Source organism: Sphingosinicella sp. CPCC 101087, assembly GCF_004151485.1.
Classification (GTDB): Bacteria; Pseudomonadota; Alphaproteobacteria; order Sphingomonadales; family Sphingomonadaceae; genus Allosphingosinicella.
Genome location: NZ_SBFF01000003.1, coordinates 62,761 through 87,261 on the forward strand (window position 1 = coordinate 62,761; position 24,501 = coordinate 87,261).

The following is a 24,501-nucleotide window of genomic DNA, read 5'->3' on the forward strand; positions in this document are numbered from 1 at the left end:
CGGCTGCGACGGCCTCTCGAACGCGGGCCGTCTGCCAATGACGATGCGTCTCGCCGGCTTATCCGCCATCCGGCGCTCGCGAAAATCGTCAGTGGCGGATTTGACGCGCCGGTGCGTCGTTCAGGAGAGAAGCAAGCGCGCAGGCGCACGCGAACGGGGGAGATGGTCGGGAGGGATGAAGCGCGTCGCGGCCATTCTGCTCCTGACGGCCGCCTGCGCCGCCGGTGCCCAGCCTCCTCCCGAGCGTGCCGACGCGACGGCGCCCGATCCCTTTCCGAGCACGTATCGGCGTGCGCCGGGTGCGCCGATGGCGATCACCGGCGCCCATATCCTCACCGGCACCGGCGCCGAGCTCGTCAACGGCACGATCCTCGTCCGGGACGGCCTCGTCGAGGCGGTCGGAGAGGATCTCGCGGTTCCGGAGGGCTATGAGGTCGTCGACGCCAGCGGCCGCTGGCTGACGCCCGGCCTGATCGACGCCCATTCCCATCTCGGCGTCTCGTCGTCGCCGACCACCCCCCTCAGCGCCGATCATAATGAAGGCACCTCGCCGAACACGGCGGAGGTCTGGGCCGAACATGCGGTCTGGCCTCAGGATCCGCAGTTCCGCCTCGCCCGCGCCGGCGGAGTCACCACTTTGATGATCCTGCCCGGATCCGGCAATCTGATAGGCGGCCGGTCGGTGACTCTGCGCAACGTGCCGTCCCCGACCGTCCAGGGGATGAAGTTCCCCGGCGCCCCTTACGGCGTGAAGATGGCCTGCGGCGAGAATCCGAAGCGCAGCTACGGAGCGCGCGGGCGCTCCCCGGCCACGCGGATGGGCAATGTCGCCTTGTTCCGCCGCGCCTGGATCGAGGCGGCCGATTATGCCCGACGGCTCGACCGCGCCGGCTCCGGCGGCGAGCCGCCTCGCCGCGACCTCCAGCTCGAGACGCTGGCCGGCGTTCTCGATGGCGAGATACTCGTCCAGAATCATTGCTATCGCGCCGACGAGATGGCGATCATGATCGATATGGGCCGCGAGTTCGGCTTCCGTATCCGCGCCTTCCATCACGCCACGGAGGCCTACAAGATCGCGCCCATGCTCGCGCGCGAGGATATCTGCGTCGCAACCTGGGCGAGCAGCTGGGGTTCGAAGATGGAGGCGCTCGATTCGGTCGAGGAGAATGCGCCGATGATCGAGGCCGCGGGCGGCTGCGCGATCATCCATTCGGACGACGCCACGCTCGGCCAGCGCCTCAATCAGGAGGCGGGAATCGCCTTGGCGGCCGGACGGCGCGCGGGCATCGACGTCACCGACGGCGAGGCGATACGCTGGATCACCGCCAACCCGGCGCGGGCGCTCGGAATCGACGACCGGGTCGGCACGCTCGAGCCCGGCCGGATGGCCGATCTCGTCCTGTGGAGCGCCAATCCTTTCAGCGTCTACGCCTTGGCCGAGCGGGTCTGGATCGACGGCGCGCCGGTCTGGGACCGGAGCGATCCGCGCTATCAGGCGCCCTCCGACTTCCTGCTCGGCCAGCCGGGCCAGGCCTCGCCGAGATGATCGGCCGCTTCCTCGCGGCCTTGCTTGCACTGGCCGCGGCGCCGGCCGCCGCCGAGACGTTGGCGATCGTCAACGGCCGCATCGCCACCGTGGGGCCGGCTGGGACCATCGATCGTGGCACCATCCTGATTCGCGACGGGCGGATCGTGGCCGTTGGGGCCGACCTTTCCGTCCCGCCGGGCACCCGGACGATCGACGCGCAAGGGCGGATCGTCACCCCCGGCTTCATTGCGTCCGGCACCGGGCTGGGCCTGATCGAGGTCCGCTCGGTCGAGGCCGCCGACGATCGCGGCGCCAGCTTCCCCGGGATCAGCGCCGCGTTCGACGCCGGCTACGGCCTCAACCCGGATTCGCTGCTGGTGCCGGTGGCGAGGCTGGGTGGAATCACCCGCGCCATCGCAACCCCGGTCTATGGGGACGCGCCGGGCCGCGAGCTTCTGTTCGCGGGCCAGGCCGCGGCGGTCGCGCTCGGCGGCGGTCCGATGCTGGTCCGCCGCGGCGTCGCCATGGTCCTGGAGATGGGCGATGCCGGGGCGGAGCGCGCCGGCGGCGCCCGCGCGGCGGAGCTGGTCGCGCTTCGAACCGTCTTCGCCGACGTCCGGGATTTCGCTCGCCGCCGCGCCGCCTACGATCGCGGAGAGACGCGCGACTATGGCCTTTCGCGCGCCGACCTGGAGGCGCTGGTGCCGGTCGTCGAAGGGCGAATGCCCCTGCTCGTCAGCGTCAACCGCGCCTCGGATATTCGCGACGTGCTGGCGCTGGCCCGCGAAGAAGGGTTGCGGGTGATCCTTGAAGGGGGCGCCGAAGCCTGGCGGGTCGCCGCCGACATTGCCGCCGCCGAAGTGCCGGTCCTGCTGACTCCGGTGGACAATCTGCCCGCCTCGTTCGAATCGCTGGGCGCGACGCTTGAGACTCCGCGGCGCCTCGCCGAGGCGGGCGTTCTGGTCGCCTTCCAGGGCAACGGAAACCATCGCGAGCGGGAGTTGCGCTATAATGCCGGCAACGCCGTCGCTGCCGGAATGACCTGGGAGCAAAGCCTCGCCGCGATCACCCTCAATCCGGCCCGGATCTTCGGCCTTGCCGATACCGTCGGCTCGCTCGAGCCCGGCAAGGATGCCGACCTGGTGATCTGGGATGGCGATCCGCTCGACACTCTGGGCCGCCCGACGGCGATATTCATTCGCGGCGAGGCGCAGCCGATGAGCTCGCGCCAGACCGAGCTTCGCGACCGCTACCTGCCGGCGGTTCGCGCATCCCTCTCACAAGGAGCCGAGCGATGAACGGGAATAAGCTGCTGATCCTCTATTCCGCGGTGCTGACGATCGCCTGCGCCGCCTCCCTCGCCACCGGCGCGGTGGCGAACCAGGGACCGGAAAAGACCGCCTTCACCGAGATCGACGTCCAGCGGATCAACCTGCGCGAAGCCGACGGAACGCTGCGAATGGTCATCTCCAACACGGACCGGACGCCGGGAATCTACATTCGCGGCGTCGAGCGGCCGCATCCGAGCGGCCGGCGCACCGCCGGCATGATCTTCCTCAATGACGAAGGTACCGAAAATGGCGGCCTCACCTTCAGCGGGCGGCGCCTGCCGGACGGCACGGTGGTGGGGAGCGGCCATATCAGCTTCGATCAGTATGAGCAGGACCAGGTCATCCAGCTTACCCAGAACGAACAGGGCGGACGGCGCTGGGCGGGCATGGTCGTGAGCGACCGTCCCGACTCGCCGCTCGATTTCGAGCTGGCCCAGCGCATTTCGAGCATGCCCGAAGGGCCCGAGCGGGCGGCGGAGATCCAGCGGGTGATGGCGGAAGGGACGTTCGGCCGACAGCGCGTCTGGGTCGGCAAGACCCGCGACCGCGAATCGGCCGTTCTGCTGAGCGACGCGATGGGCCGTCCGCGCATCCGCATGCGGGTCGCGCCCGACGGCGCCTCGGCGATCGACTTCCTCGGCGAGGACGGAGAAGTTGTTCGTTCGCTGACGCCATAGGGCCCAAGCCCAATCAGGAGGCGACTGTGACGGGTTGGCATTTGTTGTCCGGCAAGAAGCCAGGAGGGAGCGATGGTCAATCCATCGTGACCGACGAGCGACGCTGTCCGGGCGGCAAAGGACAGCCCGCCGCTTCGCGGTCGGCCGGAGAATGGACAGGTGCGAACGTCCCCCGGACGTTCGCAGCCGCGCCGGGGGCGCGGCGGCCTGTCCATGGCTGGTTGCGTCGATTGGCTTGGCCGGGCTGCCTGGCCCGGCCTGCGCCGCTCTCCTGTCCAGCCGGCTTCTCCGGCCGATCACGGCCGCCTCGTGATCGGGTTTGGGCCCTCGGGCTGATGCGCGCTCCGGTCGGCCTTGCATTGCTCTGGGCTTTGGCCGCCTGCGCCGCGCAGGATCGGCCGGAGGTCGCCGCGTCGCCGGCGCCGCTGCGCGCCGGCCAAGATCCTGCGGCGGCGCCTGATCCCTATGCCTCCACTTACCGTCCAGGGCCCAGCGAGCGAATCGCCATCGTCGGCGCCACGATCCTGACCGGCACGGGGGAGGCGATAGAGAATGGTACGGTGCTGATCGCCGACGGCCGGATCGAGGCGGTCGGACGCGACGTGGCGGTGCCCGAAGGCCATGCCCGGATCGACGGGCGCGGCCGCTGGGTGACTCCCGGAATCATCGATCCTCACTCGCACCTCGGCGTCTGGTCGCAGCCGGACTCGGTGGAAGCGCAGAACGACGTCAACGAACTCACCGATCCGAACACCGCCCAGGTCTGGGCGGAGCATTCGCTCTGGCCGCAGGACCCCGGCTTCGATGCGGCGCGCGAGGCGGGGGTCACCACGCTCATGATTCTTCCGGGCTCGGGCAATCTGTTCGGCGGGCGCACCGTCACTGTTCGCAACGTTCCGGCGGTGACGATGCAGGCGATGCGCTTTCCAGGCGCGCCGGCCGGGCTCAAGGTGGCGTGCGGCGAGAATCCGAAACGGGTCTATGGCGGCCGCGGCCGCTCGCCGGCGACGCGAATGGGCAATGTCGCGGGCTATCGCCGCGCCTGGATCGAGGCGGCCGATTACCAGCGTCGCTGGGACCGCTGGCGCGATGGCGCCGGCGCCGGCGATCCGCCGCGGCGCGATCTCCAGCTCGACACGCTGGCCGGGGTGCTTCGCGGCGAGATCCTCGTCCACAATCATTGTTACCGCGCCGACGAAATGGCGATCATGATCGATGTGGCGCGCGAGTTCGGCTTCCGGATCCGCGCCTTCCATCACTCCAGCGAAGCCTACAAGATCGCGCCCCTGCTCGCGCGCGAGCAGATCTGCGCCGTCACCTGGACCAATTGGTGGGGCTACAAGATGGAGGTGTTCGACGCGATCGAGGAGAATGCGGCGATCGTCGACGCGGCAGGGGGATGCGCGGCCATCCATTCCGACGACCCGCTCGTCGTCCAGCGATTGAACCAGGAGGCCGCCGCCGCTTTGTCGGCCGGCCGCCGCGCCGGGCTCGATATCAGCGAGGGCGAGGCGATCCGCTGGATCACCGCCAATCCGGCCCGGATCCTCGGCATCGACGACCGGACCGGTACGCTCGAGCCCGGCAAGGCGGCCGACGTCGTGCTCTGGTCCGCCAGCCCGTTCAGCATCTACGCCTTGGCCCAGACCGTCTGGATCGACGGCGCGCGAATGTTCGACCGCGGCCGGCCCGGCGGCGCTCATAGCTCCGACTTCCTGGTCGGCCAGGCCGGGCAGGAGGCGAGATGATCGTTCGTTGGCTTGCCACGCTGGCCGCGGCCCTCGCCGCCGTCCCGGCCGCCGCCGAAACCGTGGCCATCACCGGCGCCCGGATCCTCACCGCCGGGCCGGCGGGCGCGATCGAGAACGGCACGGTGGTGATCCGCGACGGGCGGATCGCGGCCGTCGGCGGCGGGCTCGCGCCGCCTCCAGGCGCCCGCATCGTCGATGGCCGCGGAGGGATCGTCACGCCCGGCTTCATCCAGCCCGACAGCACCTTGGGCGCGGTGGAGGTCAGTCAGGTGCCGGCCAGCGCCGATCGCGCATCGCATGCCGCCCGGATGAGCGCCGCCTTCGACATTTCCCTCGGCCTCAACCCGGATTCCATCCTGCTGCCGGTGGCGCGGCTCGCGGGAATCACCCGCGCGGTGACAACGCCGCTCTACGACGATCGGCCGGACCGGCCTCTGCTCTTTGCCGGCCAGGCGGCGGTGATCGATCTCGCCCAGCGCCCGCAGATGGTCACCCGGCCGCGCGCCGCGATGGTGCTGGAAATGGGCGAAGGCGGCGCGGCGCGGGCCGGCGGCGCCCGCGGCGCGGCGATCGTCGCCTTGCGAACCTTGCTGGAGGATGTGCGCTTCTTCGCACGTCAACGCGCGCTCTACGATCGCGGCGAAGGGCGTCCGCAGGCCCTGTCGCGCGCCGATCTCGAGGCGCTCGTGCCCGTCGCCGAAGGACGTATGCCGCTCATCGTCAAGGTCGACCGCGCCTCCGACATCGTCGAGATGATCGCCTTCGCGCGTGAAGAGCGGTTGCGCATCGTCATCGACGGCGGGGTGGAAGGCTGGCGCGTGGCCGACGAGATTGCCCGCGCCGGCGTGGCCGTCATCGTCGATCCGGTGGCGAACCTGCCGCGAAGCTTCTCCGAGATCGGGGCCAGTCTGGAGAATGCCGCCCGGCTGCACGCGGCCGGCGTCACCGTTCTGCTCAAGGCCGGAAGCGGCGTCGCCCACCGGGCGCGCGAGCTTCGCTACGGTGCCGGCAACGCGGTCGCGCATGGCCTTCCGCACGAGGCCGCCCTTGCGGCTCTAACGATCAATCCGGCCCGTATCTTCGGCGTCGACGATCGGCTCGGCTCCGTCGAGCCGGGCAAGCAGGCCGACCTGGTCCTCTGGAGCGGCGATCCGTTCGAGCCGTTGTCGCAGCCGCGCGCGGTCTTCATCGACGGGATCGAGCAGCCGCTGACGGCGCGGACGCTGGAGCTGCGCGACCGCTACATGCCGTGATGCCGCGCCAACTTCGACTGGCGCCTCGCAACATGCCGGGTTTCGACGGAGCAACGGCCGGAACCGCGTCCTGAAGGTTGACGACGGCGCCGTGCTGATGGCAGTGGGCGATCCGATCAGGGCGATGCTGTGAAGCGGCTTGCAAAGCGGGCCCGCAATGCACAGCTAGGCCGTTGATGAGCGGGTATAGCTCAATGGTAGAGCACTAGCCTTCCAAGCTTGTGACGCGGGTTCGATTCCCGCTACCCGCTCCAGCAGCCCTTCCCAGAATGTCCGAGAACGTCCCTTAGGCCTCTGTTTTTGACGGACTTTTTCTGATACAAGGTCTCCGAAAGTTCGGGGCCATCTCACCCAGTTTCAGAACATTGTTGGTACAATTGATGGACCTCCGGCCTTCACCACAATCGGAGGTCCATCATGTCTGGCGGAGACGGGCGGAAATCGGGACTCACGGCCCTTTCGGTGAAGCGAGCGAAGCCGAGGGATAAGCCGTACAAGCTTTCGGATCGGGACGGGCTCTACCTCTTCGTCAAGCCGAGCGGCGCCCGATACTGGCGGATGAACTACCGGTTCGCCGGACAGCAGCGGACGATCTCATTTGGACGGTGGCCGGAACTGAGTTTGGCCGATGCACGCGAGCGGGTGATCAAAGCAAGGCGCCAGCTGTCCGACGGCATCGATCCGAGCGATGAGGTCAAGCTCGATAAGATCAAGGCCTCAATCGCGCAGGCAAACACCTTCAAGGCGGTTTCGGACGAGTGGCTGGAGAAGGTTAGCCTCGAAGCCCGCGCGCCGATGACGATCAGGAAGTACGAATGGCAGCTTGGGCTGGTCATGCCGAGCTTCGGCCGACGGCCTATCACCCAGATCACCCCACATGAGGTTCTGCTCGCGCTCAAGAGGATCGAGCGGACCAAGAAATATTACACCGCCTGCAGCGTACGGTCGACGTGTAGCCAGGTTTTTCGCTACGCGATCGCCACGGCTCGCGCGGAACGAGACGTCTGTGCCGACCTCCGAGGCGCCCTGGTCACTCCGAAGGTGGCTCACCGTGCCGCGATCACGACGCCACGTGAGGTGGGTGCGCTAATGCGCTCCCTTGAGGACTATGATGGTCATCCGACCATACGCGTAGCCTTGCGCCTTCTTCCTCGTGTCTTCGTCCGTCCCGGCGAGCTGCGCCATGCCGAGTGGAAGGAATTCGACTTCGAGCGCGCGGTCTGGGTCATCCCCGATCACAAGATGAAGATGGGCAGGCCCCATGCCGTGCCGCTGTCGCGGCAGGCCATCGCGATCATTCGTGAGCTGGAGCATGACGAAGCTCTTAGCCCTTACCTGTTTCATTCCTTGCGGGCGACGGACAGACCAATGTCCGACAACACGATCAATGCCGCCCTGAGGCGGCTTGGCTACGCAAAGCATGAAATGACCGCTCACGGTTTTCGCGCGATGGCGGCTACGTTGCTCAACGAGATGGGCATCTGGAATCCCGACGCCATCGAGCGGCAGCTTGCCCATGCCGAAACCAATTCGGTCCGGCGCGCCTACACGCGTGGTCAGTATTGGGACGAGCGGGTACGGATGATGCAGCACTGGTCGGATTATCTCGACGATCTGCGGGGCGGAGCTACAATCTTGCGGCCGAACTTCGGGCAACGTGGCTCCTAATAGTACTTCAGGTACTGGCCGGAAGCGGATCGGCCGCTTTCGGGCCGTTCATAAGGAAAGCCGCTATTCGCTCGCGGGTGCTATGCGGGCGTCCGGTGCGTTCGACAGGCCGACAGTGCCACGGTTGTGACGCTAGTCCCGTATGTCCGCGCTTGCCTGCTCAAGGGAGCCACGTCGCTAAACACAAGAATACACTTGCGTGTATATATGCCATCGTGCATGTTTATCCGGATGATCGAGGCAGTACAGCGAAGACTGACGGCGATCTCGGAGCCCAACCGGTTCCGGATTGTCGAGTTGCTCAGGAATGGTCCGAGGTCTGTCGGTGGCATCGTCGACCACCTCGACATGGGGCAGCCACAGGTGTCCCGGCATCTGCGTCTGCTCGCCGAGGCGGGCGTGGTCGAGGCAACGAAGCAGGCACAGCAACGGATCTACCGGCTACGTCCGGAATCGATGCGCGAGCTGAGCGACTGGACGCAGCGATTCGCCGGCCTGTGGTCGGAACGGATGGACCGCCTCGGCTCCTTCCTTGACGAGACGGAATAGTGAGGAGCCAGAACATGCCTGAGGACGGCATCGTGATCGACAGGTCACGCAACACCATCCGTATCAGCCGCTCCTACGCCGCCAATGTGGACCGTGCCTGGTGGGCATGGACCGACGCCGAGGCGATCACGAAATGGTGGGGCCCGGCAGGCTGGGCCGCGACCGTGTACGAAATGGACGTTCGCCCGGGCGGCCGCTGGCGGTTCCAGATCGCACCGGAGGACGGATCGACGGAACCGGTCCGCGGCATCGCCACCTACCGCAGAGTCGTCCCGCGCGCCGAACTGGCCTACGAGGACAGCTTCGCCGACGAGGCGTGGCAACCCGACGGCACCGGCACCTTCCCGACCGCAGTCACATTCTCTTCGGACGGCACGGGTTGCCGCGTCGAAGTCGAGGCGAGCTTCCCCGACGGCCAGGCACTGCGGCGAGCGGTCGAGCTGCGGATGGCCGAGGGCTATGCCGAGGCTCTCGACCGGCTCGGCGACCTGCTCGAAACACCCATGGAGACGCGATCATGCAGACCATGACCTCCGCCGACGGCACCACGATCGCTTACGAGAAGACCGGCTCCGGCCCGACGATCATCGTGATCAGCAACGTCGCCGAGGACCACACTGGGGTGGCGGGCCTGGTCAAGACCTTGTCCGAGCACTTCACGGTGATCAGCTTCGATCGCCGAGGCCGCGGCGCTAGCGGCGACCCACAATCCTACGACCCCGTCCGCGAAATCGAGGACATCGCCGCACTGATCGACATCGCGGGCGGCTCCACGGCCCTGACCAGCGGTTCCGGCGGCTGTGCGATCGCACTCGACGCGGCGAGCGCGCTGGGCAACCGAGTGACGGGGCTCTACCTCTACGAACCACCGTTCATCGTCGACGACTCCCGCCCGCCGGCGCCCACCCACTACGTTGAACACGTGGAAGAGCTGGTCGCGGCGGGCAAGCGCAGCGAGGCCGTCGAATACGTCATGACCGAGATGATCCGCGTTCCCGCCGAGTACATCGAGCCGATGAAGCAGGACCCGTCCTGGAATGAGATGGCGCGGTACGCCCACACCTTCGCCTACGAGGGCCGAATTCTCCGCGGCCTCATGGACGGCAAACCTCTGCCCGCCGACCGTTGGTCGATCGACGCGCCGATCGCAGTCGCCGTCGGCGGCAACAGCGAGCCATACTTTCGCGTGGCCGCCGACGCGCTGGCCGCGCTCCTGCCCAACGTCACGGTACTGACCCTGCCCGACCAGGATCATGGCGCATTCTGGGCGGCGCCGGAGCCGGTCGCCGAGCAGATCCGCAAGTTTCTGCTCAGCTGACGGGGCGCCCGCCGGGATCGGTCCGTTGATTGATCTGGAAGCGCAGCCTGAAATTATCGTGTTTGAGCCTATAAACGGCGGTGTCAGACCGACTGCGGCTGGCTGGACGTGGCCGGGAGCGGACCGTCGGTTTTTTTCCTCACGAACTAGAATGCAGACATTCACGCTGAGGGCTCCTCAACTATTCGCTACGGTCGCGCTTCTTGTCTACCTGCCTCGATTGTTTGGAAATCGCGTTCCAATGTCTCCCCCAACGATGCCATCGCGGAGATAACGGCCACCACGAGGATCAGTCCCACGATGGCCAAGACTAGGTTCCGAACCCAGTGAGATTTGCGAGCCGTGCTGTCTGCGACTTGGGACCCACCGGGACCTAGGGCGGCCCCGTTGCTGCGCGCCAGATCAGCCTCCCGTAAGCGTACAAGCTTGTCGACGGAGAGCTTGAGGACGTGCACCTCCTCTTCCAATTGCCTTACCCGTTCCTCGACGGTCATCGATCTCTCCTATACCGGTATTTTTACCCAAGCAGGAGCGACGCACTCCACCTGCTGACGCTACGAAGTCTTTAGCCAATCGGATTGCGATAGTTCACCAGTCACGACAGAATACAAGTCATTTCGGGGAAGTTAGGGGTACCGACCAATGGCGTTGGCAATGGCGCTCCTGGTGGCTGTTGGCTTATATCTCTCCACGCTTTTGGTCGCGGTGGGGTTCGCTTTCTGCCGCGCACAAATTTATGCCCTCAGGGCTCGATCAGCGGGTGTCCGCCACGGAGAGATCGCCAGTCCTTCGGCTATCATTACGCTCGTGCACGGGACTTGGGCTCAGGACGCAGACTGGACCTTAGAGGGTTCTGTGTTGTGCTCGGCCATCTGTGAAGACGTCGGCTCAGTAATGTTTCGGAGGTTTCGGTGGTCAGGGCGAAACACGATCCAAGCGCGACATAAGGCGGCCGACCGGCTTGCGAACGACCTGGAGAGCGTTCGCGACAAGTACGAAGGCGTGCCGGTTTTCGTGATAGCGCATAGCCATGGCGGCAACATCGCATTGTCGGCGTTGAAGCGCGGAGGATCGGGACTTGTTAACGGTCTGGTATGCTTGGCGACTCCCGTCATTGTGTCCCGCAAGCGGTACATCGACACGGTCACCCGGCGCTGCCTCCCGCTGTTCAATCTCGTGCCATTTGTCCTTGGCTACCTTGCCATTCTGCCGTTCGACATCTCTTCGCTTTGGTGTGTCGTGAGCGGGCTGGGTACAATGCTGATCATCAGGGCCGCCTTTAAAATGTGGGGCTCGAAGGTAGGCGAGATCTTGGACCAAACCTATTATGCCGACATCCCAGAACAGAAGGTGCTCTTCGTCCGGGCTCCAGGAGACGAAGCGTCAATTGTCATTTCAACGGCGCAAGGTCTCAGCTGGGTAGTACGCAAGCTATTATCTTTACCGCTCAAGCTCGCACAGGCGGGCCATACAGAGATCGAGCAGTGGAAATCGTTGCTTGGGACCAGATTCTACCTTGTCTTGATCGCATCGATGGCATTTTCGTTACCAGTCAGCTATCTCATCTCGGTCATATCTTCGGATACCGTATTGGGCGATATCTCGTCTGTTGCACTACTTATTATGTTTTTTGGTCCAGTTATCGTTTTTGTTACACTATTCACTGGATCATATGTGAGTCAGATTCTAGGATATATACTGTTCCCCATTATTCTGTTGCCCATTGTCTTGACGATGGCCGTCGCCTCCCTTGCTCTTGGTCCGGAAATGACGATCGCCTCCGTGGTTCGCGATGTAAGCGTTGAGCCGTGCCCCCGGGGGACTTGGAGGGTAGTGATGCTGGATGACCTCCCGCACAGCAGCGACGATCTCCAGCATAGCATCGTGTATCAAGCCAAACAGGCATGCGACCTAATAAGCCGTTGGATAGCTTTCCGCCTTTGAGGCCGTGCAGGAATATCGTGGTTGATTTTCGCGCAGGAGATGGAATTAGCGGACTGGCTCGCGGTCGACGTGATGAGTTTGCCTGAGGAATGTCAGCTTTCCGGCCCCGGAATCAGTGTTCAGGACGACCTTAATTGGCGCAGAGCAGTCATTCGACTCGGTCGTCGTGGACGGAGTAGAACATTGGGTTGCGCATCCAGGCGTTCACCTCCGATTGGCGCCAGCCGGCGCAGCGCTCCGACAGCTTGATCTGCTTCGGAAACTCTCCTCGCTGAACCTTTCTGTAGAGGGTGGAGCGGCTGAGGCTGGTCAGCTGGAGCACGGTCCTGATCCGCAGAATGCGGTCCTGAGACTGTAGAGACATGAGGTCACCTGTCTGCTGGTACGTTGCGGTGCTTCTACGGGAGAAATGATCCTCCGCAGCACTTCGCAAGACGTGCTGGCCCGAGCTTCCGCAGGCGGCACCCCCCTGCGCCGGAGAAGCATCGAAGTTTGCTCGCGAGGGTGCGGTTTGGCGTCCCGCGGCTGCGCCGCGGCCGGGCTCTACCTCGCTTGCGCTCGCCCGAGTCGCCCTTCGGCGTCTCGTCGCCTGCCGGCGTGACGATCGGTCTGACGCGGGCCGGCCGAGCCGGCCTGGTAGTCGCCGCGCCTTTGGGCGCGACGGCGTGGTGCCTCCGGCACCGGGAGGCGGGGTGGGCGTCGCTGCCCTCTAGGCCCGCGGCGGCGGCCCGCAACCCGGCTGCGCCGGGGTCCTCCATTTCATTTCGGCCCTGCGGGTGCAGCCCGCCTCAATGCCGCAGGCCTTGCCGGTCCGCTCCTGCCGCCCACCCCGCCCTTCCGGCGCCGGGTGCGGTGGTTTGAGAAAGGAGAAGGATCGTGAACCAGGGCACCGTTCAGCGTCAGAGCCTCTATTCGGAAGTCACCGGCCGCATCATCGCCCAGCTGGAGGAGGGGCGGATCCCGTGGGTGCAGCCATGGGAGAGCACCAGCTGCGGGTGCACGATGCCGCGCAATGCGTCGACGGGGCGGGGCTATTCGGGAATCAATGTGCTGATCCTGTGGGCCGCCGCGGTCGAGGGTGGCCATTCATGCCAGCGCTGGCTCACCTATCGGCAGGCGCAGCTCGCCGGCGGACATGTTCGCAAGGGCGAGAAGGGGACGATCGTCTGTTATGCGGATCGGTTCACGCCGAAGGGGGAGGAAGACCGCGCATCCGAGGAGGATCGCGAGGCGCGGCAGATTGCGTTCCTGAAGCGGTTCGTCGTCTTCAACGTCGACCAATGCGAGGGGCTGCCGGAAAAGCTGACCGAGCTTCCTGCGCCGCGGAAAGAGCGCGAGGCCATACCGGATGCGGACGCGCTGGTCGAAGCGACGGGCGCCGACTTCCGGATCGGCGGGGACATGGCCTTCTATGCGCCGGGTCAGGACTTCATCCAGGTGCCGCCGCCTGAGGCCTATTTCGAGCCGATCAACTGGTATCGTACTGCGCTTCACGAGCTCGGCCATTGGACCGGCCATCCGAGCCGGCTGGGCCGCGACCTGTCGGTTAGCTTCGGGACTTCGCCGTATGCGCGTGAAGAGCTGGTCGCGGAGATGGCGAGTGCCTTCGTCTGCGCTTCGCTGTCGATCCGGCCGACCGTTCGCCATGCCGACTATGTTGGCGCCTGGCTCAAGGTGCTGCGGGAGGACGAGCGTGCGATCTTCCGTGCCGCCAGCCTCGCCAGCAAGGCGGCGGATTATCTGCTCGCCTTCGCCAAGGAAGAGGAGGCGCGGTCATGAGCCGCGGAGCGGATTGTCGCCGGCTCGTGCGCGCGCTGGCCGAGCTGGAGCCCCGCACGCGCGAAATATTCCTGATGAACGCGGCCGATGGGCTCTCTTATGCCGAGATCGCCGCGCGGCTGGATATCACCACCGATGACGTCGAGCGCCATGTAGCCGACGCCCTCATCGAGTTGGACCGGCGGATGGAGCGGCGCTGGTGGCACCTCTGGCGCTGAGAATATCGGCCTCGCCGGGCTTGAGCCCGGCGAGGCTGTGCTTCGACGATTGTCATGGCTAGGATCGAATGACCATGCGAACCGACCTCGATCATCTCCCGCCGGCCAAGCAGCGCGAGCTCGAGCGCGTGGTGCAGATCGTTTTCGAGGAATTCGGGGAGGCGACCGCGCTCGCCACCCAGGATTGGAAGAAGAAGGGGCGCATCCTCAAGATCATCCTCTACGGCTCCTATGCGCGCGGCACCTGGGTCGATGAGCCGCACACCGCCAAGGGCTACCAGTCGGACTACGACCTGCTGATCATCGTCAACGACAAGCGGCTGACCGACCGCGTGGAATACTGGGCGAAGGCCGAGGAGCGGTTGATCCGGGAACTCTCGATCACCAAGACCTTGCGCACCCCGGTCAACTTCATCGTCCACACGCTGCAGGAGGTGAATGACGGCCTCGCCCATGGGCGATATTTCTTCATGGATGTCGCCCGCGAAGGGATCGCGGTTTACCAGGCCGACGACAGCGAATTGCACGAGCCGAAGCCGAAGACGCCGGCTCAGGCCCTTGCCATGGCGGAGGAGTATTTCGGAGATTGGATGCCGCAAGCGCTAAGCGCTCAGAAGGGCTTCCTATTCTTTCTTTCACAGCACGAACTGCGGGACGCCGCGTTCATCCTGCACCAGGCCACCGAACGTCTCTATCACTGCGTGCTGCTGGTCTGCACCTTCTACACGCCGCACGTGCATAATCTGGGGTTCCTACGCACCCAGGCGGAGCGGATTGATCGGAGGCTGGTGTACGTCTGGCCCTCAGACACGCGCCGGGAGCGCGCGATGTTCGAGAAGCTGAAGGATGCCTACGTGAAGGCGCGCTACTCGAAGCACTATCGCATCACCGAAGACGAATTGAGCTGGCTCGGCGCGCAGGTCGAGGAGCTCGGCCGCGTCGTGCACGTCATCTGCACGGAGCGGATCGCGCAGCTAGAGCGCAGCGCCGCCGCTTGAGCGGCGGCGCTGCTGGAAACAATCAGAAGCGGCGTCAGCCGTTCAGGCGCTCCTTCACCGCCTTGGCAGGCGTGAAAGTGAGCTTCTTGCCGGCCGGTATGTCGATGGTTGCGCCGGTGGAGGGATTGCGGCCCTGGCGCGCAGAGGTTTCTTTCACCTTGAACTTGCCGAACCCGTTGATGGACACTTCCTCGCCACGTGCGGCCGCGTCGGCGATCGAGTCGATCATGGAGTCGAGCAGCTTTCTGGCCTCCGACTTGGAAAGTTCGTGCTCGGTGGCGAGCTTGTCGGCGAGATCGGAATTGTTCATGTGGCGCTCCTTTCGTTGGGTCGGCGTGTCCCTACCGCCCGGGTCACGCGAACGTCCACCGACGAACGTGATTAACGCACTCGCGGCTGTCACTCCGTGCCTTGCTCCAGGCCGTAGGCGCGCTTTCCACGCCTCCGCCAGATCGTCATCGTCTGTTCGCGATCCTCGCCTCTGAGCTTCGCCGCAACGGCCACGAGCGCGCCGAATATCACCGCGCGATCGTCGTCTGTGAGCTCTATCAAGCCGGCTTTTGCGACGAGGCCGCCGAGCTCGATCAGCTGGCGCGTCCGTTCGCGGCGCTTCACCACCCACGCCCTCTTGTCGTCACGCGCGCGCCGCGCCTGGAGTCTCCCCAGCGCGGCTGCCGTCCGTCGGAGGGCTCGGCGGCCGGCGGCGATTGCCTCCGCCAGATTTGCGGCGCGAGTGCTGAAAGAACTTGGCGCCGCGGGAGCGCCATTCCTCCTTCGCCACCATGTCGGGAGAGTCGCTCGCGGCGAGCAGCGCCCCCGCGAGCAGCTCGACCGGCAGCACATCGGCGCCGGTCGCGATCACCAGCTCGCCGAGCTGCTGGACCTTGCGCTGATTGAGCTGAGCGGCCTTGTCCTGGAGCGCCTTCAGCTCCGAATCATAATCCCTGGGTTTGCGCATGAGATTGCTCTCAGTTGTGCGATGAGAGCCTCTCAGTTATCGCTGCGCTCGATCAGCGTAAACAGGCTGGTACGTGCTGGGACGTACGCGTCCCGAGAAAGATGAATTCTTTCGAGGGCGCGCTTATACGTCGTGCCGACGTGCGCTTTGAAGTGTAAGTGGTATGTCGCACATGGCGATCTACCACTTCTCCGCAAAAGTCATCTCCCGCGCAAATGGCTCTAGCGCTTTGGCGGCGGCTGCGTACCGGTCCGCCTCGCGGCTGCACGACCAGCGTCTGGACCGGCACCATGACTTCTCGAACAAGGCCGGCGTCATCCACTCGGAAGTGATGCTGCCGGACGGCGCGCCGGAGCATCTGTCGGATCGCGAGCGGCTCTGGAATGAGATCGAGGCGGCCGAGATCCGCAAGGATGCACAGCTCGCGCGCGAGATCGAGTTCGCGATTCCGCGCGAGCTATCCCCTGAAAAGGGAATTGACCTCGCCCGCGACTTTGTCGGCCGCGAGTTCGTGAGCCGTGGCATGATCGCAGACCTCAACGTGCATTGGGACATCGGTTCCGACGGCGAGCCCCGGCCCCATGCCCATGTCATGCTGTCGATGCGCGAGGTGGGGGAGGACGGGTTCGGCGCGAAGGTGCGCGACTGGAACCGAACGACTCTTCTCCAGCACTGGCGCGAAGCCTGGGCCGATCACGTCAACCAGCGGCTGGCCGAGCTCGATATCGATGCGCGGATCGACCATCGCTCGCTGGAAGCACAGGGGATCGAGCTCGAGCCGCAGAACAAGATCGGTCCAGCCGCCTCGCGCATGGTGGGGCAGGGGCTGGAGAGCGAGCGTCTCGACGAGCATCTGTCGATCGCGCGGCGCAACGGCGAGCGCATTCTCGCCAATCCCGCACTTGCCCTCGATGCGATCACGCACGGGCAGGCGACGTTCACGACCCGCGACCTCGCCATGTTCGTGCATCGCCACAGCGACGGGAAGGACCAGTTCGATCATGTAATGGCCGCGGTTCGCGGCTCGCCCGAGCTGGTCAGGCTCGGCAGGGACGGGCGCGGAGACGAGCGGTTCACCAGTCGCGGCATGATCGAGACCGAAAAGCGGCTCGAGCAGGCGACGGTTCGGCTTGAAGCGGGACGCCATCATGGCGTCGCCGAGCGTGATCGGGAGCGAGCACTCGCCCGAGCCCGTGTGCGCGGCATGATCCTCTCGCCGGAGCAGCGCGGCGCGTTCGAGCATGTGACGAGCGCGCGTGGGCTCAGCAACGTCATCGGCTATGCCGGCAGCGGCAAGAGCGCAATGCTCGGCGTCGCCCGCGAGGCGTGGGAGAAGGGCGGCTATCACGTGCATGGCGCCGCCCTGTCCGGCATCGCCGCCGAGAATCTGGAGCACGGCTCGGGCATCGAGTCACGGACGCTTGCAAGCCTCGAGCATCAATGGGCGCAGGGGCGCGAGCTGCTCACTGACCGGCACGTGCTGGTGATCGACGAGGCCGGGATGATCGGCACGCGCCAGATGGAGCGGGTGGTCTCAGAAGCTCGGAAGCGCCAGGCCAAGATTGTGCTCGTCGGCGATGTCGAGCAGCTGCAGGCGATCGAGGCGGGCGCCGCGTTCCGCGCGATCGCGGAGCGCCATGGTGCGGTCGAGATCACTTCGATCCGCCGGCAAGTGGAGGAGTGGCAGCGCGACGCAACGCGCCAGCTGGCGACCGGCCGGACGGGTGAAGCGCTATCCGCCTATCATGAGGCTGGGCACGTCCACGCCGCCGCCTCGCGCGATGAGGCGCGCGAGCGGCTGATCGAAGGGTGGGAGCGCGACCGAAATATAGCGCCGGCCGATAGTCGGATCATCCTCGCCCACATCAATGAGGATGTGCACGCGCTCAACAAGGTGGCGCGTGCCAGGATGCGTGACGCTGGCGAACTGGGCGAAGAGGTGGGGCTGAAGGTCAGCCGCGGCGAGCGGGCGTTCGCTTGCGGCGACCGGATCATGTTCCTTCGCAACGAGCGCAGCCTGGGCGTGAAGAACGGCTCGCTCGGAACGGTGCGGAGCGTTGATGCGATGCGGATGCAGGTCCTGCTCGACGACGGCCGCTCGGTCATGTTCGATCACAAAGACTATGCCGACCTGGATCACGGCTACGCCGCCACGATCCACAAGGCCCAGGGCATAACCGTCGACCGGGTTCACGTGCTGGCGACGCCGGGGCTCGACCGGCACGCCGCCTATGTCGCATTGTCGCGCCACCGTCGGCGAGTGGACCTGCACTATGGGGAGGACGACTTCGCCGACCGCTCCCGCCTCGTCCGCACGCTCAGCCGCGAGCGGGGCAAGGATATGGCGTCGGATTATGCGCCCGACCCCGATAAGGCGCCTGAGCCTGCACCGAAACAGCGTAGTGCGTTCGCGGGCCTCAGGCTGCGGGCGGCTCCGAGCACCGAGCGGACACCGGCTGATCCGCTCGCCAAGGCGGTCGAGCGCTACGGGCGCGCGGCGCAGGACATCGTCCGAATGCGTCGGCAGGGCTTCGATCCCCTGCCACATCAGCGCCTGGCGCTCGCCAGGGCCCGCGACCGGCTCGACGTGCTCCAGCCACAGGCCGCGCACGATCTTCGGTCGGCGATAAACAAGGATCTGTCTCTGATCGGCGAGGCCGCCCGGGGCCAGCCGGCGAGAGCCATTCGGGCAATGGCGATGGAGCGCAAGCTTAGGATCGACATGGCAGACAGGGCCGAGACGTTCGTTGCACAGTGGAAGACGCGGGCGCGCCGGATGGATCGCCTGGAGCGCTCCGGCGACCATGACCGTGCGTATAGCGTGAAGAAGGAATTGGCCGAGATGAGCCGGAGCCTTCAGCGGGATCCGCAGCTCGAGTCGCTGGTCCGAAACCGGCGAAAGGAACTCGGGATCGGTGCCTCCGGGGGTGATTCATTGTCCCACGACCTCCAGGAATGGCTCAGCCGCTCGCGCTCTCTCGGGATAGGGATGTAGGCTCCGACAATGGCCAAGGATGACTTCCCCGATGCCGATCCAGCAGAAGCGTTCGAGCGTCTGCGGGGCGAGCTCAGCTTGCTACACAGCGCGGTCGAGGGGCTGACCGCCGCGCGGGAGAAGGCGCCGGACTACAGCCTCACGCTGGGCAAGATGGCCCAGGCCCTTGGGGCAATCGAGGCACGGCTTGGTCTGATCGAATCCAGCAGTGTGCTGGCAATGTCGGCTGAGGAACTGACCAAGGAGATCGGTGCCGCGGCTCAGGCCGCGCGTGTTGAAGATCGGCGGGTCTTAGGCGAGGCGCGGGATGCCTTGGCCCACTCCCTCGGGCGGATTGATGGGATGATCGAGAGGGGGCACGCGGTTGAGGGGCGGGCTCGCCGGGAGCGGTGGATCGCGGCCGGTGGTGTGGTCGTGGGTATGCTGATTTGGTCCATCGTACCGGGCGCTGTCGTCCGATCACTTCCGGAGAGTTGGCATGCGCCGGAGTGGATGGCGGCAAGGGTCATGGGGGTGGAGCAGGCCGCCGCAGGGGAGAGGATGATAGAGTCGGCGGAAACGGCGCGCAGGCGGTAAAGCGCCCATTTTCCGTGTTCGACGCGTGATCGGCGCGGGTAAGTGGCCGTTCCGGGCAAAGTTCCGCAGAGCGAGTAGACTGCCGCAGGTTCGCATACTGCTGCCCCAGTCAGCCTAATTAATCGTATCGACAAAGAGTAGGGCCCTTTACGTCCCTTTCATGAGCAGAAGCAGGCCGCCGGAGTGCGGGCTACGCCCCTCAAACCTGCGCCTCAGAACTGCTCCTCAATCAGCCTTGGCACGCAGCTAAATCTTTGTTTCGCAGCCGAAGGCCCGTCCTTTGCTTCTGCTACCAACGCCTCGCTTATCGGGCCCGCCATCGCATCTATTCCTAACCCTTGGAATCCTTGCCCCCGATACCATATCGATACCGAAACAAAACAGGAGAGATCTTATGGACCTGACGGACGGCGAACGCCTCATCGTGGTGATGCTGGCGGACTTGATGGAGGCCATGAAGGTCAAACGGGAGATTGATCCGGCTCTGGTGCAGCGCTTGGTGATCAACCGCGACGACTGGGCGCTCAGGCTTCAATATCCCGGCATCTTCGACAGCGAGGCGCCGAGCGATGCAGAGGTTCGCGAGACAGTGGACATCCTCGCCATGTGGTCATTCGTCGAATACTCGGTGGGCGAGCTTGACCAGCCTGAACAGGACGAAATCAAAGCGATGCCGTGGCAGTTCAGCGGCTTCGACGGCAACCACGACCGGCACCATGGCATCGCGCACACGCTCATCCACGATCTGGACCGGTTCAGCGAGTTCAAAGAACGCAGCCTGAACAGCCATAGCCAAGCCACCTTGCCGCGCTATCGAGTCATACTCGGGCGGTACAACGAAGCGATGCATGGTTGTGGGGGGGAACCCTTCACGGCCGATCAGCTTCGGACGATTCTTGCCCCTGCCGCTGCGGCCGCATAGGCCTATAGACTCGCTCGCGTGTTCGCGCTATGTTCACGTTGAGGCCCCGGCCTCGGGGAGTGGCGTCCCTGAGCACGCTGCGGCCTTGTGCATCTCTCCGGCGCCGCCGGAAACGGCGCCGCCCTCGCCGGGACGCCTGCGGCGCCATCGCCGAAGTCCTCCAAGGGAGCCCCGGCGATCCGCATGTGCCGCGCAGGCCAGCGCAGTCATGAGGCTCGGATTGGGGTGGATCGCATTGGCACGGGTTAGAGGGCGCAGATGAGTGAGGACCTGATCCGCAACCGGCAGCTGTGCCTCGATCACGCCGAGGGCTTCATCGTTGCGGCCGAACGAGTTGGGGTGGGCGACTATCCCCATATCGTCTATCATCTAAGTTTGCTCGCGCTCGAGGAAGTCGGCAAGGCCAGCATGATCGGCGGGCAACTGGCAACCGGCGGCACCATCGAAAACCGGTGGATGGACAAGGCGCTGGAAAGCCATCGCCGCAAGCTCCAATGGGCGATCTGGTCTCCCATCGAACGGATCGACCCGAAAGATTTCGAGGCGGCCCGCGAATTTGCGGAGCGGATGCACGACATGCGTCTCGCCTCCCTCTACGTGGACGCCCGGGCGCAACTGGCCGACGTTCCGGCGGGCGAGGTGGTTCAGGCGGGCGATGCCGAACACGCACTTGCCCTGGCGCGGGCTCGCCTCGACTATGAACGGGCCTGCGGTACGCCTGATCCGGATGCGCATAGGACAGACGATGCGCTGCGCTGGTTCCTCGACATCATGGCCGACCCGGAACAGTCCCGTCGTCTGCTCAGCAAGGCGTTCATCGCGAAGTATCACGCGCTCGATAATGATGCGCGGGCGTGGATCACCTGGGCGCGCCACGAATTCGCGCGCATCGACGAGGAGAGCCGGACATTGCTGCAGGCTGAGCTGGTCAAGCCGGCGGCGCAGGCCGGCGGGTCCAAGCCCAAGTGGCGGGCCAATGCGATCGTCTACACGCCTTCGCATTCACTCAGGCCGAAGGTGTTGCAGCGGTGGAACGCGCAGATCGAGGCGGTGCAGCTCCTTTGGTCGGGCAAGAAGGATCAGTTCACGTTGCAGCTGACGCTGAACGACAATGCGCCGCTCACCGCGCTTCCCGGGCGGTTGGCCCACCTCACCAAGCTGGTCGTCGCCTGCCTTAATATCGGCAGCATCGGCTATTTCTGGTTCGAACGGCCCGGGTTCGAACGGCAGATGTTCAATCAAATCCTCGATCTAGAAAATGATCGCCATCTGGAGCTGGGGTCTAACGAGAGCTTCTGGGGAGACCGGCGCGCGGTCGCGCTCACAGAAGCATATCGATCATGCGATCCGCTGCATGATGGCGTTCGCGCCTCTGGACGAGGCCGCGGCTGCGCCGATTTTTCGGCCTTATTATGACGGGCTCGCGCTGATCGCGAAGTCCGACATCTTTTATTGCTTTGATATGCTCGCGCGGCGGGCATTCGTCGCCAGCCTGGCGGCCGCCTTCGCCAGATACGAAGGTTGGGACGGCAAGGAAGAGGGCTTCCGGGCCTGCTATGACAATGCTTTTGCGCCCATCATACCCGAACAGGAGCATCGCGACCTCATGTTCAGGACACTCACACGCGAAGGCGATCCGAGCGAATCCCCGCTCGCCAATCTTCGATGCGCCAAGCAAATGGCCGATCTCTATCTGATCCTCGCCGGCCGCCGTACCTGGTCGACAATCCTGCAATCCGCAGAGGGTTCGAATGTCGGTGCCACCTGATCCTCGCCCCGCGGCTCTAGTTGCCCCGCTTGATCATCCCCTCTTGCTCGATTTGGTCCTATTGACACCGAAATACTGACACCATATTGGTCATGCGAAGACCGAAAGGGACAGGCCGATGGAACCGACCGTGACGACCGCGCGTGCCGCTGAAATCGTCGTGATCGGATATGAAGGTTTGCGCTCCTATCTCAAGCGCGGGCTGTTGGGATCGAGCGGAGTGATGGCGCCGTTCGTCCATCGCGATGCGCCCGCGCCCGATTTCGGCCGCATCCGCGCCAAATGGAAACGCTTCGGCATAGTCGACTTATGCCTGATGCGCCTCGCCAAGCAGCTCATCGACCTCGGGCTGTCGTTCGAGCAGGCTAATGGAATCGCCTCGAGTGAGGATGTACGTCAGGCCTTTTCCGACCGGCGGCGCCTGTCCGGAGCCATCCTGATGACCTGGCCGCCGCACTATGATTTCATCCTCTTCGTCGGCGATGACCTGCAGCACCTGCCTGACCGCCTCACCGACGTCGGGGACATCGCCGTCATCGTTCAGCTCGATCGGATCGCCGCGCATGTCCGGACGGCGATCGAACGGCCGCAATGACGCGGCAGTGCCCGGACCTGATACGATGGACGGCGCTCAACAGCGGCATCCGGGCTTGACGGCGTTATTGGACGAAGTCCTTGAGCCAGGCGCACTCGCACGTCTGCACTGCGTCTGATCCAGCGACCTTTATGATGACGACCCCGAATGGCTTGATCTGGTCGTCGCGGAAGTCGCCGGCGATGAAGTGGCCTTCCTCGATCGGGTCGATGCCGCATTGGAGCGATCGCGTGTGCGCACTCCGCGGCACCCGCACCGCCGAGGCGCGCAGCTTCATCGACGAGCAGAAATAGGACGAGCTTGAACGGGGGTGGGACTGATTCGCGAATCGGTCCACGGCTATAAATCGATTCCCGGTGAGCGAGTCGAACCCGTCCTCATTCCGCTCCTGATGGTACCGCTGATGGACAAGAGTCAGGTGAGACTGGATCATCCTTAATATCCAACCTGTTACCTGTGCAAGTCGATTACCGCTACCTCTGGCGCTTCAGGAAGTGGCCGTCAGCAGCCCGTCTGCTTCCGGCGACTTTCGACACATTGCGGCCGAGGCGCAATGGAGTTTCGAACTCATCTTCTCGCTCTTCGGTCTTATAATGGATCTTGCGCTCACCGAGGCGCTGGGAGGCTTGCTGTCCAAGCTCGCAAATCTCAGTCTGGCGCGTCTCTATCGTGATTGGCCGCCGGAGGCGTTCCATCGGGATTGAGCGGCGGAGCACCTACGAGTTGGCGAACGAGATTTTCGACGCCTACTCTAACCGATTGGATCAGTTCTCCCCACTCGCGGGCTTGATCGTCATCGAGAGTGTACACGTGGTTGTTGTCGGCGATGTAGGCCCTGAAACTCACGGTCAGAGAGGCGCTTTCATCAGGCACCGGGACCATCCAAAAAGGATAGTGCGCAAAAAGGTTGCGCAGACGCCCGAAGGCGGACAACTTATTTACCAGCATGTCCGCTGCCGTTTTGGGCAGACGCTTCCTTACGATCGGCTTCGACCGCTCGATCTTCCGACGAAGGCTATTTTCTCGGCGCCAGTTGCTCTCCCTGTCGCTATAGTTGGGACCGGCCTTTCCTCCGTCGTTAGTGCCAAACTCGTCAGCGAGCGCTAGTTTCAGTAGCTGCTCTTCGACATGAAATGCGTCGGCCAGCACTGCGCCACGATAGCGAGTGGCTTGAAACCTGAGTTCCCCCTCCGTTGGGGAAGGGGGGTGATCGACATGCAGGAAAAGTACGGCTCCAGGCGCTAGAACGATCGCCCCATCCCAAGGGGGAAAGCTGTCAGTAGGTAGGCGATCGCGGCGCGCCATGCTGGCCAAAAAGATAGCAAAACAGAAAGCCAATGGCCACGCCGCCTGTTTGGCCGGGAGCGGACTGGCCACGCCAGGGCGACTAGTCTCAAGAAATCTCGTCCGAGGTGTGGGGGAAGAATGTGGGGGAGACACGTGGGCGCGTGTCGGAAACACTCACAACTCTATTGGCTTATGCCGAATTTGAGGGCTCCCTCCCGCGTACCCGCAGGAGCTTTGCTGAACGTCGGCTTTGCGCCCAATCTCGGTCGTTCAAAGCTGTTAAGCGACTTCCCAAGGCTTATCCGTTTGATCAGCTGCATTTTCGGCATAGGTGGAGATGGTAGAGAGTAAGCGAGGCTGCTACGAATACCGGCGAGGCGGCAAAA

Annotated in this window: 25 protein-coding genes and 1 tRNA gene; 20 read left to right on the top strand and 6 right to left on the bottom strand. The window is 64.7% G+C overall.

Annotation, left to right across the window (positions count from 1 at the left end; all coding sequences use genetic code 11):
* The first annotated feature begins 175 nt into the window (after nt 1-175).
* From EKM57_RS05580 to EKM57_RS05630, 11 genes are all read left to right on the top strand, one after another.
* A complete protein-coding gene (locus EKM57_RS05580; protein WP_129791511.1) occupies nt 176-1,546 on the top strand; it encodes an amidohydrolase in 1,371 nt (456 codons plus the stop codon).
* On the top strand, nt 1,543-2,826 hold the full coding sequence (locus EKM57_RS05585) for an amidohydrolase family protein (protein WP_129791512.1): 1,284 nt from the start codon (nt 1,543-1,545) through the stop codon (nt 2,824-2,826). Before EKM57_RS05580 ends, EKM57_RS05585 begins: the two co-directional genes overlap by 4 nt.
* Complete coding sequence (locus EKM57_RS05590) at nt 2,823-3,536, top strand: hypothetical protein (RefSeq protein WP_129791513.1); 714 nt, start codon at nt 2,823-2,825, stop codon at nt 3,534-3,536. Before EKM57_RS05585 ends, EKM57_RS05590 begins: the two co-directional genes overlap by 4 nt.
* A 335-nt stretch (nt 3,537-3,871) precedes the next feature.
* Nucleotides 3,872-5,284 carry an amidohydrolase gene (locus EKM57_RS05595; RefSeq protein WP_129791514.1) on the top strand — a complete coding sequence of 471 codons (1,413 nt, stop codon included), beginning with the start codon at nt 3,872-3,874 and terminating at the stop codon, nt 5,282-5,284.
* Complete coding sequence (locus EKM57_RS05600; RefSeq protein WP_129791515.1) at nt 5,281-6,540, top strand: amidohydrolase family protein; 1,260 nt, start codon at nt 5,281-5,283, stop codon at nt 6,538-6,540. The genes EKM57_RS05595 and EKM57_RS05600 overlap by 4 nt, the downstream gene beginning before the upstream one ends.
* A gap of 180 nt (nt 6,541-6,720) precedes the next feature.
* Nucleotides 6,721-6,794 (top strand) — tRNA-Gly (locus EKM57_RS05605).
* Between the two features lie 163 nt (nt 6,795-6,957).
* Nucleotides 6,958-8,208, top strand: a complete 1,251-nt coding sequence (locus tag EKM57_RS05610) for an integrase arm-type DNA-binding domain-containing protein (RefSeq protein WP_129791516.1) — start codon at nt 6,958-6,960, stop codon at nt 8,206-8,208.
* A gap of 219 nt (nt 8,209-8,427) precedes the next feature.
* Nucleotides 8,428-8,757 (top strand): helix-turn-helix transcriptional regulator, encoded by a 330-nt coding sequence (locus EKM57_RS05615; protein WP_206185305.1) that lies wholly within the window; start codon nt 8,428-8,430, stop codon nt 8,755-8,757.
* A gap of 14 nt (nt 8,758-8,771) precedes the next feature.
* A complete protein-coding gene (locus EKM57_RS05620; RefSeq protein ID WP_129791518.1) occupies nt 8,772-9,287 on the top strand; it encodes an SRPBCC domain-containing protein in 516 nt (171 codons plus the stop codon).
* Nucleotides 9,275-10,075: an alpha/beta fold hydrolase gene (locus EKM57_RS05625; RefSeq protein ID WP_129791519.1), complete on the top strand. Its 801-nt coding sequence runs from the start codon at nt 9,275-9,277 to the stop codon at nt 10,073-10,075. The genes EKM57_RS05620 and EKM57_RS05625 overlap by 13 nt, the downstream gene beginning before the upstream one ends.
* Nucleotides 10,076-10,729: 654 nt before the next feature.
* Nucleotides 10,730-12,019: a triacylglycerol lipase gene (locus EKM57_RS05630; RefSeq protein WP_129791520.1), complete on the top strand. Its 1,290-nt coding sequence runs from the start codon at nt 10,730-10,732 to the stop codon at nt 12,017-12,019.
* A 148-nt stretch (nt 12,020-12,167) separates the two neighbouring features.
* Here the strand turns inward: EKM57_RS05630 and EKM57_RS05635 are convergent, their stop codons facing one another.
* Nucleotides 12,168-12,383, bottom strand: a complete 216-nt coding sequence (locus tag EKM57_RS05635) for an AlpA family transcriptional regulator (RefSeq protein ID WP_129791521.1) — start codon at nt 12,381-12,383, stop codon at nt 12,168-12,170.
* Nucleotides 12,384-12,895: 512 nt separating this feature from the next.
* Here EKM57_RS05635 and EKM57_RS05640 point away from each other — a divergent pair.
* The 3 genes from EKM57_RS05640 to EKM57_RS05650 all read left to right on the top strand — a co-directional run bounded on the left by EKM57_RS05640 (nt 12,896) and on the right by EKM57_RS05650 (nt 15,014).
* Nucleotides 12,896-13,798: an ArdC family protein gene (locus EKM57_RS05640; protein ID WP_243450904.1), complete on the top strand. Its 903-nt coding sequence runs from the start codon at nt 12,896-12,898 to the stop codon at nt 13,796-13,798.
* Nucleotides 13,795-14,016 (top strand): sigma factor-like helix-turn-helix DNA-binding protein, encoded by a 222-nt coding sequence (locus EKM57_RS05645; protein WP_129791523.1) that lies wholly within the window; start codon nt 13,795-13,797, stop codon nt 14,014-14,016. Before EKM57_RS05640 ends, EKM57_RS05645 begins: the two co-directional genes overlap by 4 nt.
* 74 nt (nt 14,017-14,090) lie before the next feature.
* Nucleotides 14,091-15,014: a nucleotidyltransferase domain-containing protein gene (locus EKM57_RS05650; protein ID WP_129791796.1), complete on the top strand. Its 924-nt coding sequence runs from the start codon at nt 14,091-14,093 to the stop codon at nt 15,012-15,014.
* Nucleotides 15,015-15,048: 34 nt separating this feature from the next.
* Here EKM57_RS05650 and EKM57_RS05655 read toward each other — a convergent pair whose 3' ends face one another.
* The 3 genes from EKM57_RS05655 to traD all read right to left on the bottom strand — a co-directional run bounded on the left by EKM57_RS05655 (nt 15,049) and on the right by traD (nt 15,972).
* Entirely contained in the window at nt 15,049-15,324 is a 276-nt protein-coding gene (locus EKM57_RS05655; RefSeq protein ID WP_129791524.1) for an HU family DNA-binding protein, read from the bottom strand.
* 89 nt (nt 15,325-15,413) lie between these two features.
* Nucleotides 15,414-15,629: a conjugal transfer protein TraD gene (locus tag EKM57_RS22130; protein ID WP_206185306.1), complete on the bottom strand. Its 216-nt coding sequence runs from the start codon at nt 15,627-15,629 to the stop codon at nt 15,414-15,416.
* Between the two features lie 19 nt (nt 15,630-15,648).
* A complete protein-coding gene (gene traD / locus EKM57_RS05665) occupies nt 15,649-15,972 on the bottom strand; it encodes a conjugal transfer protein TraD (protein WP_206185307.1) in 324 nt (107 codons plus the stop codon).
* Between the two features lie 172 nt (nt 15,973-16,144).
* Between traD and traA the strand changes: the two genes are divergently transcribed.
* From traA to EKM57_RS05695, 6 genes are all read left to right on the top strand, one after another.
* Nucleotides 16,145-18,967 (top strand): Ti-type conjugative transfer relaxase TraA, encoded by a 2,823-nt coding sequence (gene traA / locus EKM57_RS05670; RefSeq protein ID WP_129791525.1) that lies wholly within the window; start codon nt 16,145-16,147, stop codon nt 18,965-18,967.
* A gap of 9 nt (nt 18,968-18,976) precedes the next feature.
* On the top strand, nt 18,977-19,543 hold the full coding sequence (locus tag EKM57_RS05675) for a DUF6118 family protein (protein ID WP_129791526.1): 567 nt from the start codon (nt 18,977-18,979) through the stop codon (nt 19,541-19,543).
* 394 nt (nt 19,544-19,937) lie between these two features.
* Complete coding sequence (locus tag EKM57_RS05680) at nt 19,938-20,465, top strand: YfbU family protein (RefSeq protein WP_129791527.1); 528 nt, start codon at nt 19,938-19,940, stop codon at nt 20,463-20,465.
* A gap of 258 nt (nt 20,466-20,723) precedes the next feature.
* Nucleotides 20,724-21,881 carry an AbiV family abortive infection protein gene (locus EKM57_RS05685; protein WP_129791528.1) on the top strand — a complete coding sequence of 386 codons (1,158 nt, stop codon included), beginning with the start codon at nt 20,724-20,726 and terminating at the stop codon, nt 21,879-21,881.
* Nucleotides 21,882-21,927: 46 nt separating this feature from the next.
* Nucleotides 21,928-22,233: a hypothetical protein gene (locus EKM57_RS05690; RefSeq protein ID WP_129791529.1), complete on the top strand. Its 306-nt coding sequence runs from the start codon at nt 21,928-21,930 to the stop codon at nt 22,231-22,233.
* 130 nt (nt 22,234-22,363) lie between these two features.
* Complete coding sequence (locus tag EKM57_RS05695; RefSeq protein ID WP_129791530.1) at nt 22,364-22,828, top strand: hypothetical protein; 465 nt, start codon at nt 22,364-22,366, stop codon at nt 22,826-22,828.
* A gap of 64 nt (nt 22,829-22,892) precedes the next feature.
* Here EKM57_RS05695 and EKM57_RS05700 read toward each other — a convergent pair whose 3' ends face one another.
* Together EKM57_RS05700 and EKM57_RS05705 are read right to left on the bottom strand one after the other, a co-directional pair.
* Nucleotides 22,893-23,165, bottom strand: coding sequence for a hypothetical protein (locus EKM57_RS05700; protein ID WP_165357204.1), 273 nt, complete (start codon nt 23,163-23,165; stop codon nt 22,893-22,895).
* Between the two features lie 311 nt (nt 23,166-23,476).
* Nucleotides 23,477-24,205 carry a hypothetical protein gene (locus EKM57_RS05705; RefSeq protein WP_129791532.1) on the bottom strand — a complete coding sequence of 243 codons (729 nt, stop codon included), beginning with the start codon at nt 24,203-24,205 and terminating at the stop codon, nt 23,477-23,479.
* Nucleotides 24,206-24,501 lie beyond the last annotated feature (296 nt).

Bases quoted from the DNA above. Each gene is read 5' to 3' on its own strand.
- EKM57_RS05580 (WP_129791511.1), top strand. From the start codon at position 176: ATGAAGCGCGTCGCGGCCATTCTGCTCCTGACGGCCGCCTGCGCCGCC.
- EKM57_RS05585 (WP_129791512.1), top strand. From the start codon at position 1,543: ATGATCGGCCGCTTCCTCGCGGCCTTGCTTGCACTGGCCGCGGCGCCG.
- EKM57_RS05590 (WP_129791513.1), top strand. From the start codon at position 2,823: ATGAACGGGAATAAGCTGCTGATCCTCTATTCCGCGGTGCTGACGATC.
- EKM57_RS05595 (WP_129791514.1), top strand. From the start codon at position 3,872: ATGCGCGCTCCGGTCGGCCTTGCATTGCTCTGGGCTTTGGCCGCCTGC.
- EKM57_RS05600 (WP_129791515.1), top strand. From the start codon at position 5,281: ATGATCGTTCGTTGGCTTGCCACGCTGGCCGCGGCCCTCGCCGCCGTC.
- EKM57_RS05610 (WP_129791516.1), top strand. From the start codon at position 6,958: ATGTCTGGCGGAGACGGGCGGAAATCGGGACTCACGGCCCTTTCGGTG.
- EKM57_RS05615 (WP_206185305.1), top strand. From the start codon at position 8,428: ATGTTTATCCGGATGATCGAGGCAGTACAGCGAAGACTGACGGCGATC.
- EKM57_RS05620 (WP_129791518.1), top strand. From the start codon at position 8,772: ATGCCTGAGGACGGCATCGTGATCGACAGGTCACGCAACACCATCCGT.
- EKM57_RS05625 (WP_129791519.1), top strand. From the start codon at position 9,275: ATGCAGACCATGACCTCCGCCGACGGCACCACGATCGCTTACGAGAAG.
- EKM57_RS05630 (WP_129791520.1), top strand. From the start codon at position 10,730: ATGGCGCTCCTGGTGGCTGTTGGCTTATATCTCTCCACGCTTTTGGTC.
- EKM57_RS05635 (WP_129791521.1), bottom strand. From the start codon at position 12,383: ATGTCTCTACAGTCTCAGGACCGCATTCTGCGGATCAGGACCGTGCTC.
- EKM57_RS05645 (WP_129791523.1), top strand. From the start codon at position 13,795: ATGAGCCGCGGAGCGGATTGTCGCCGGCTCGTGCGCGCGCTGGCCGAG.
- EKM57_RS05650 (WP_129791796.1), top strand. From the start codon at position 14,091: ATGCGAACCGACCTCGATCATCTCCCGCCGGCCAAGCAGCGCGAGCTC.
- EKM57_RS05655 (WP_129791524.1), bottom strand. From the start codon at position 15,324: ATGAACAATTCCGATCTCGCCGACAAGCTCGCCACCGAGCACGAACTT.
- traD (WP_206185307.1), bottom strand. From the start codon at position 15,972: ATGCGCAAACCCAGGGATTATGATTCGGAGCTGAAGGCGCTCCAGGAC.
- traA (WP_129791525.1), top strand. From the start codon at position 16,145: ATGGCGATCTACCACTTCTCCGCAAAAGTCATCTCCCGCGCAAATGGC.
- EKM57_RS05675 (WP_129791526.1), top strand. From the start codon at position 18,977: ATGGCCAAGGATGACTTCCCCGATGCCGATCCAGCAGAAGCGTTCGAG.
- EKM57_RS05680 (WP_129791527.1), top strand. From the start codon at position 19,938: ATGGACCTGACGGACGGCGAACGCCTCATCGTGGTGATGCTGGCGGAC.
- EKM57_RS05685 (WP_129791528.1), top strand. From the start codon at position 20,724: ATGAGTGAGGACCTGATCCGCAACCGGCAGCTGTGCCTCGATCACGCC.
- EKM57_RS05690 (WP_129791529.1), top strand. From the start codon at position 21,928: ATGCTCGCGCGGCGGGCATTCGTCGCCAGCCTGGCGGCCGCCTTCGCC.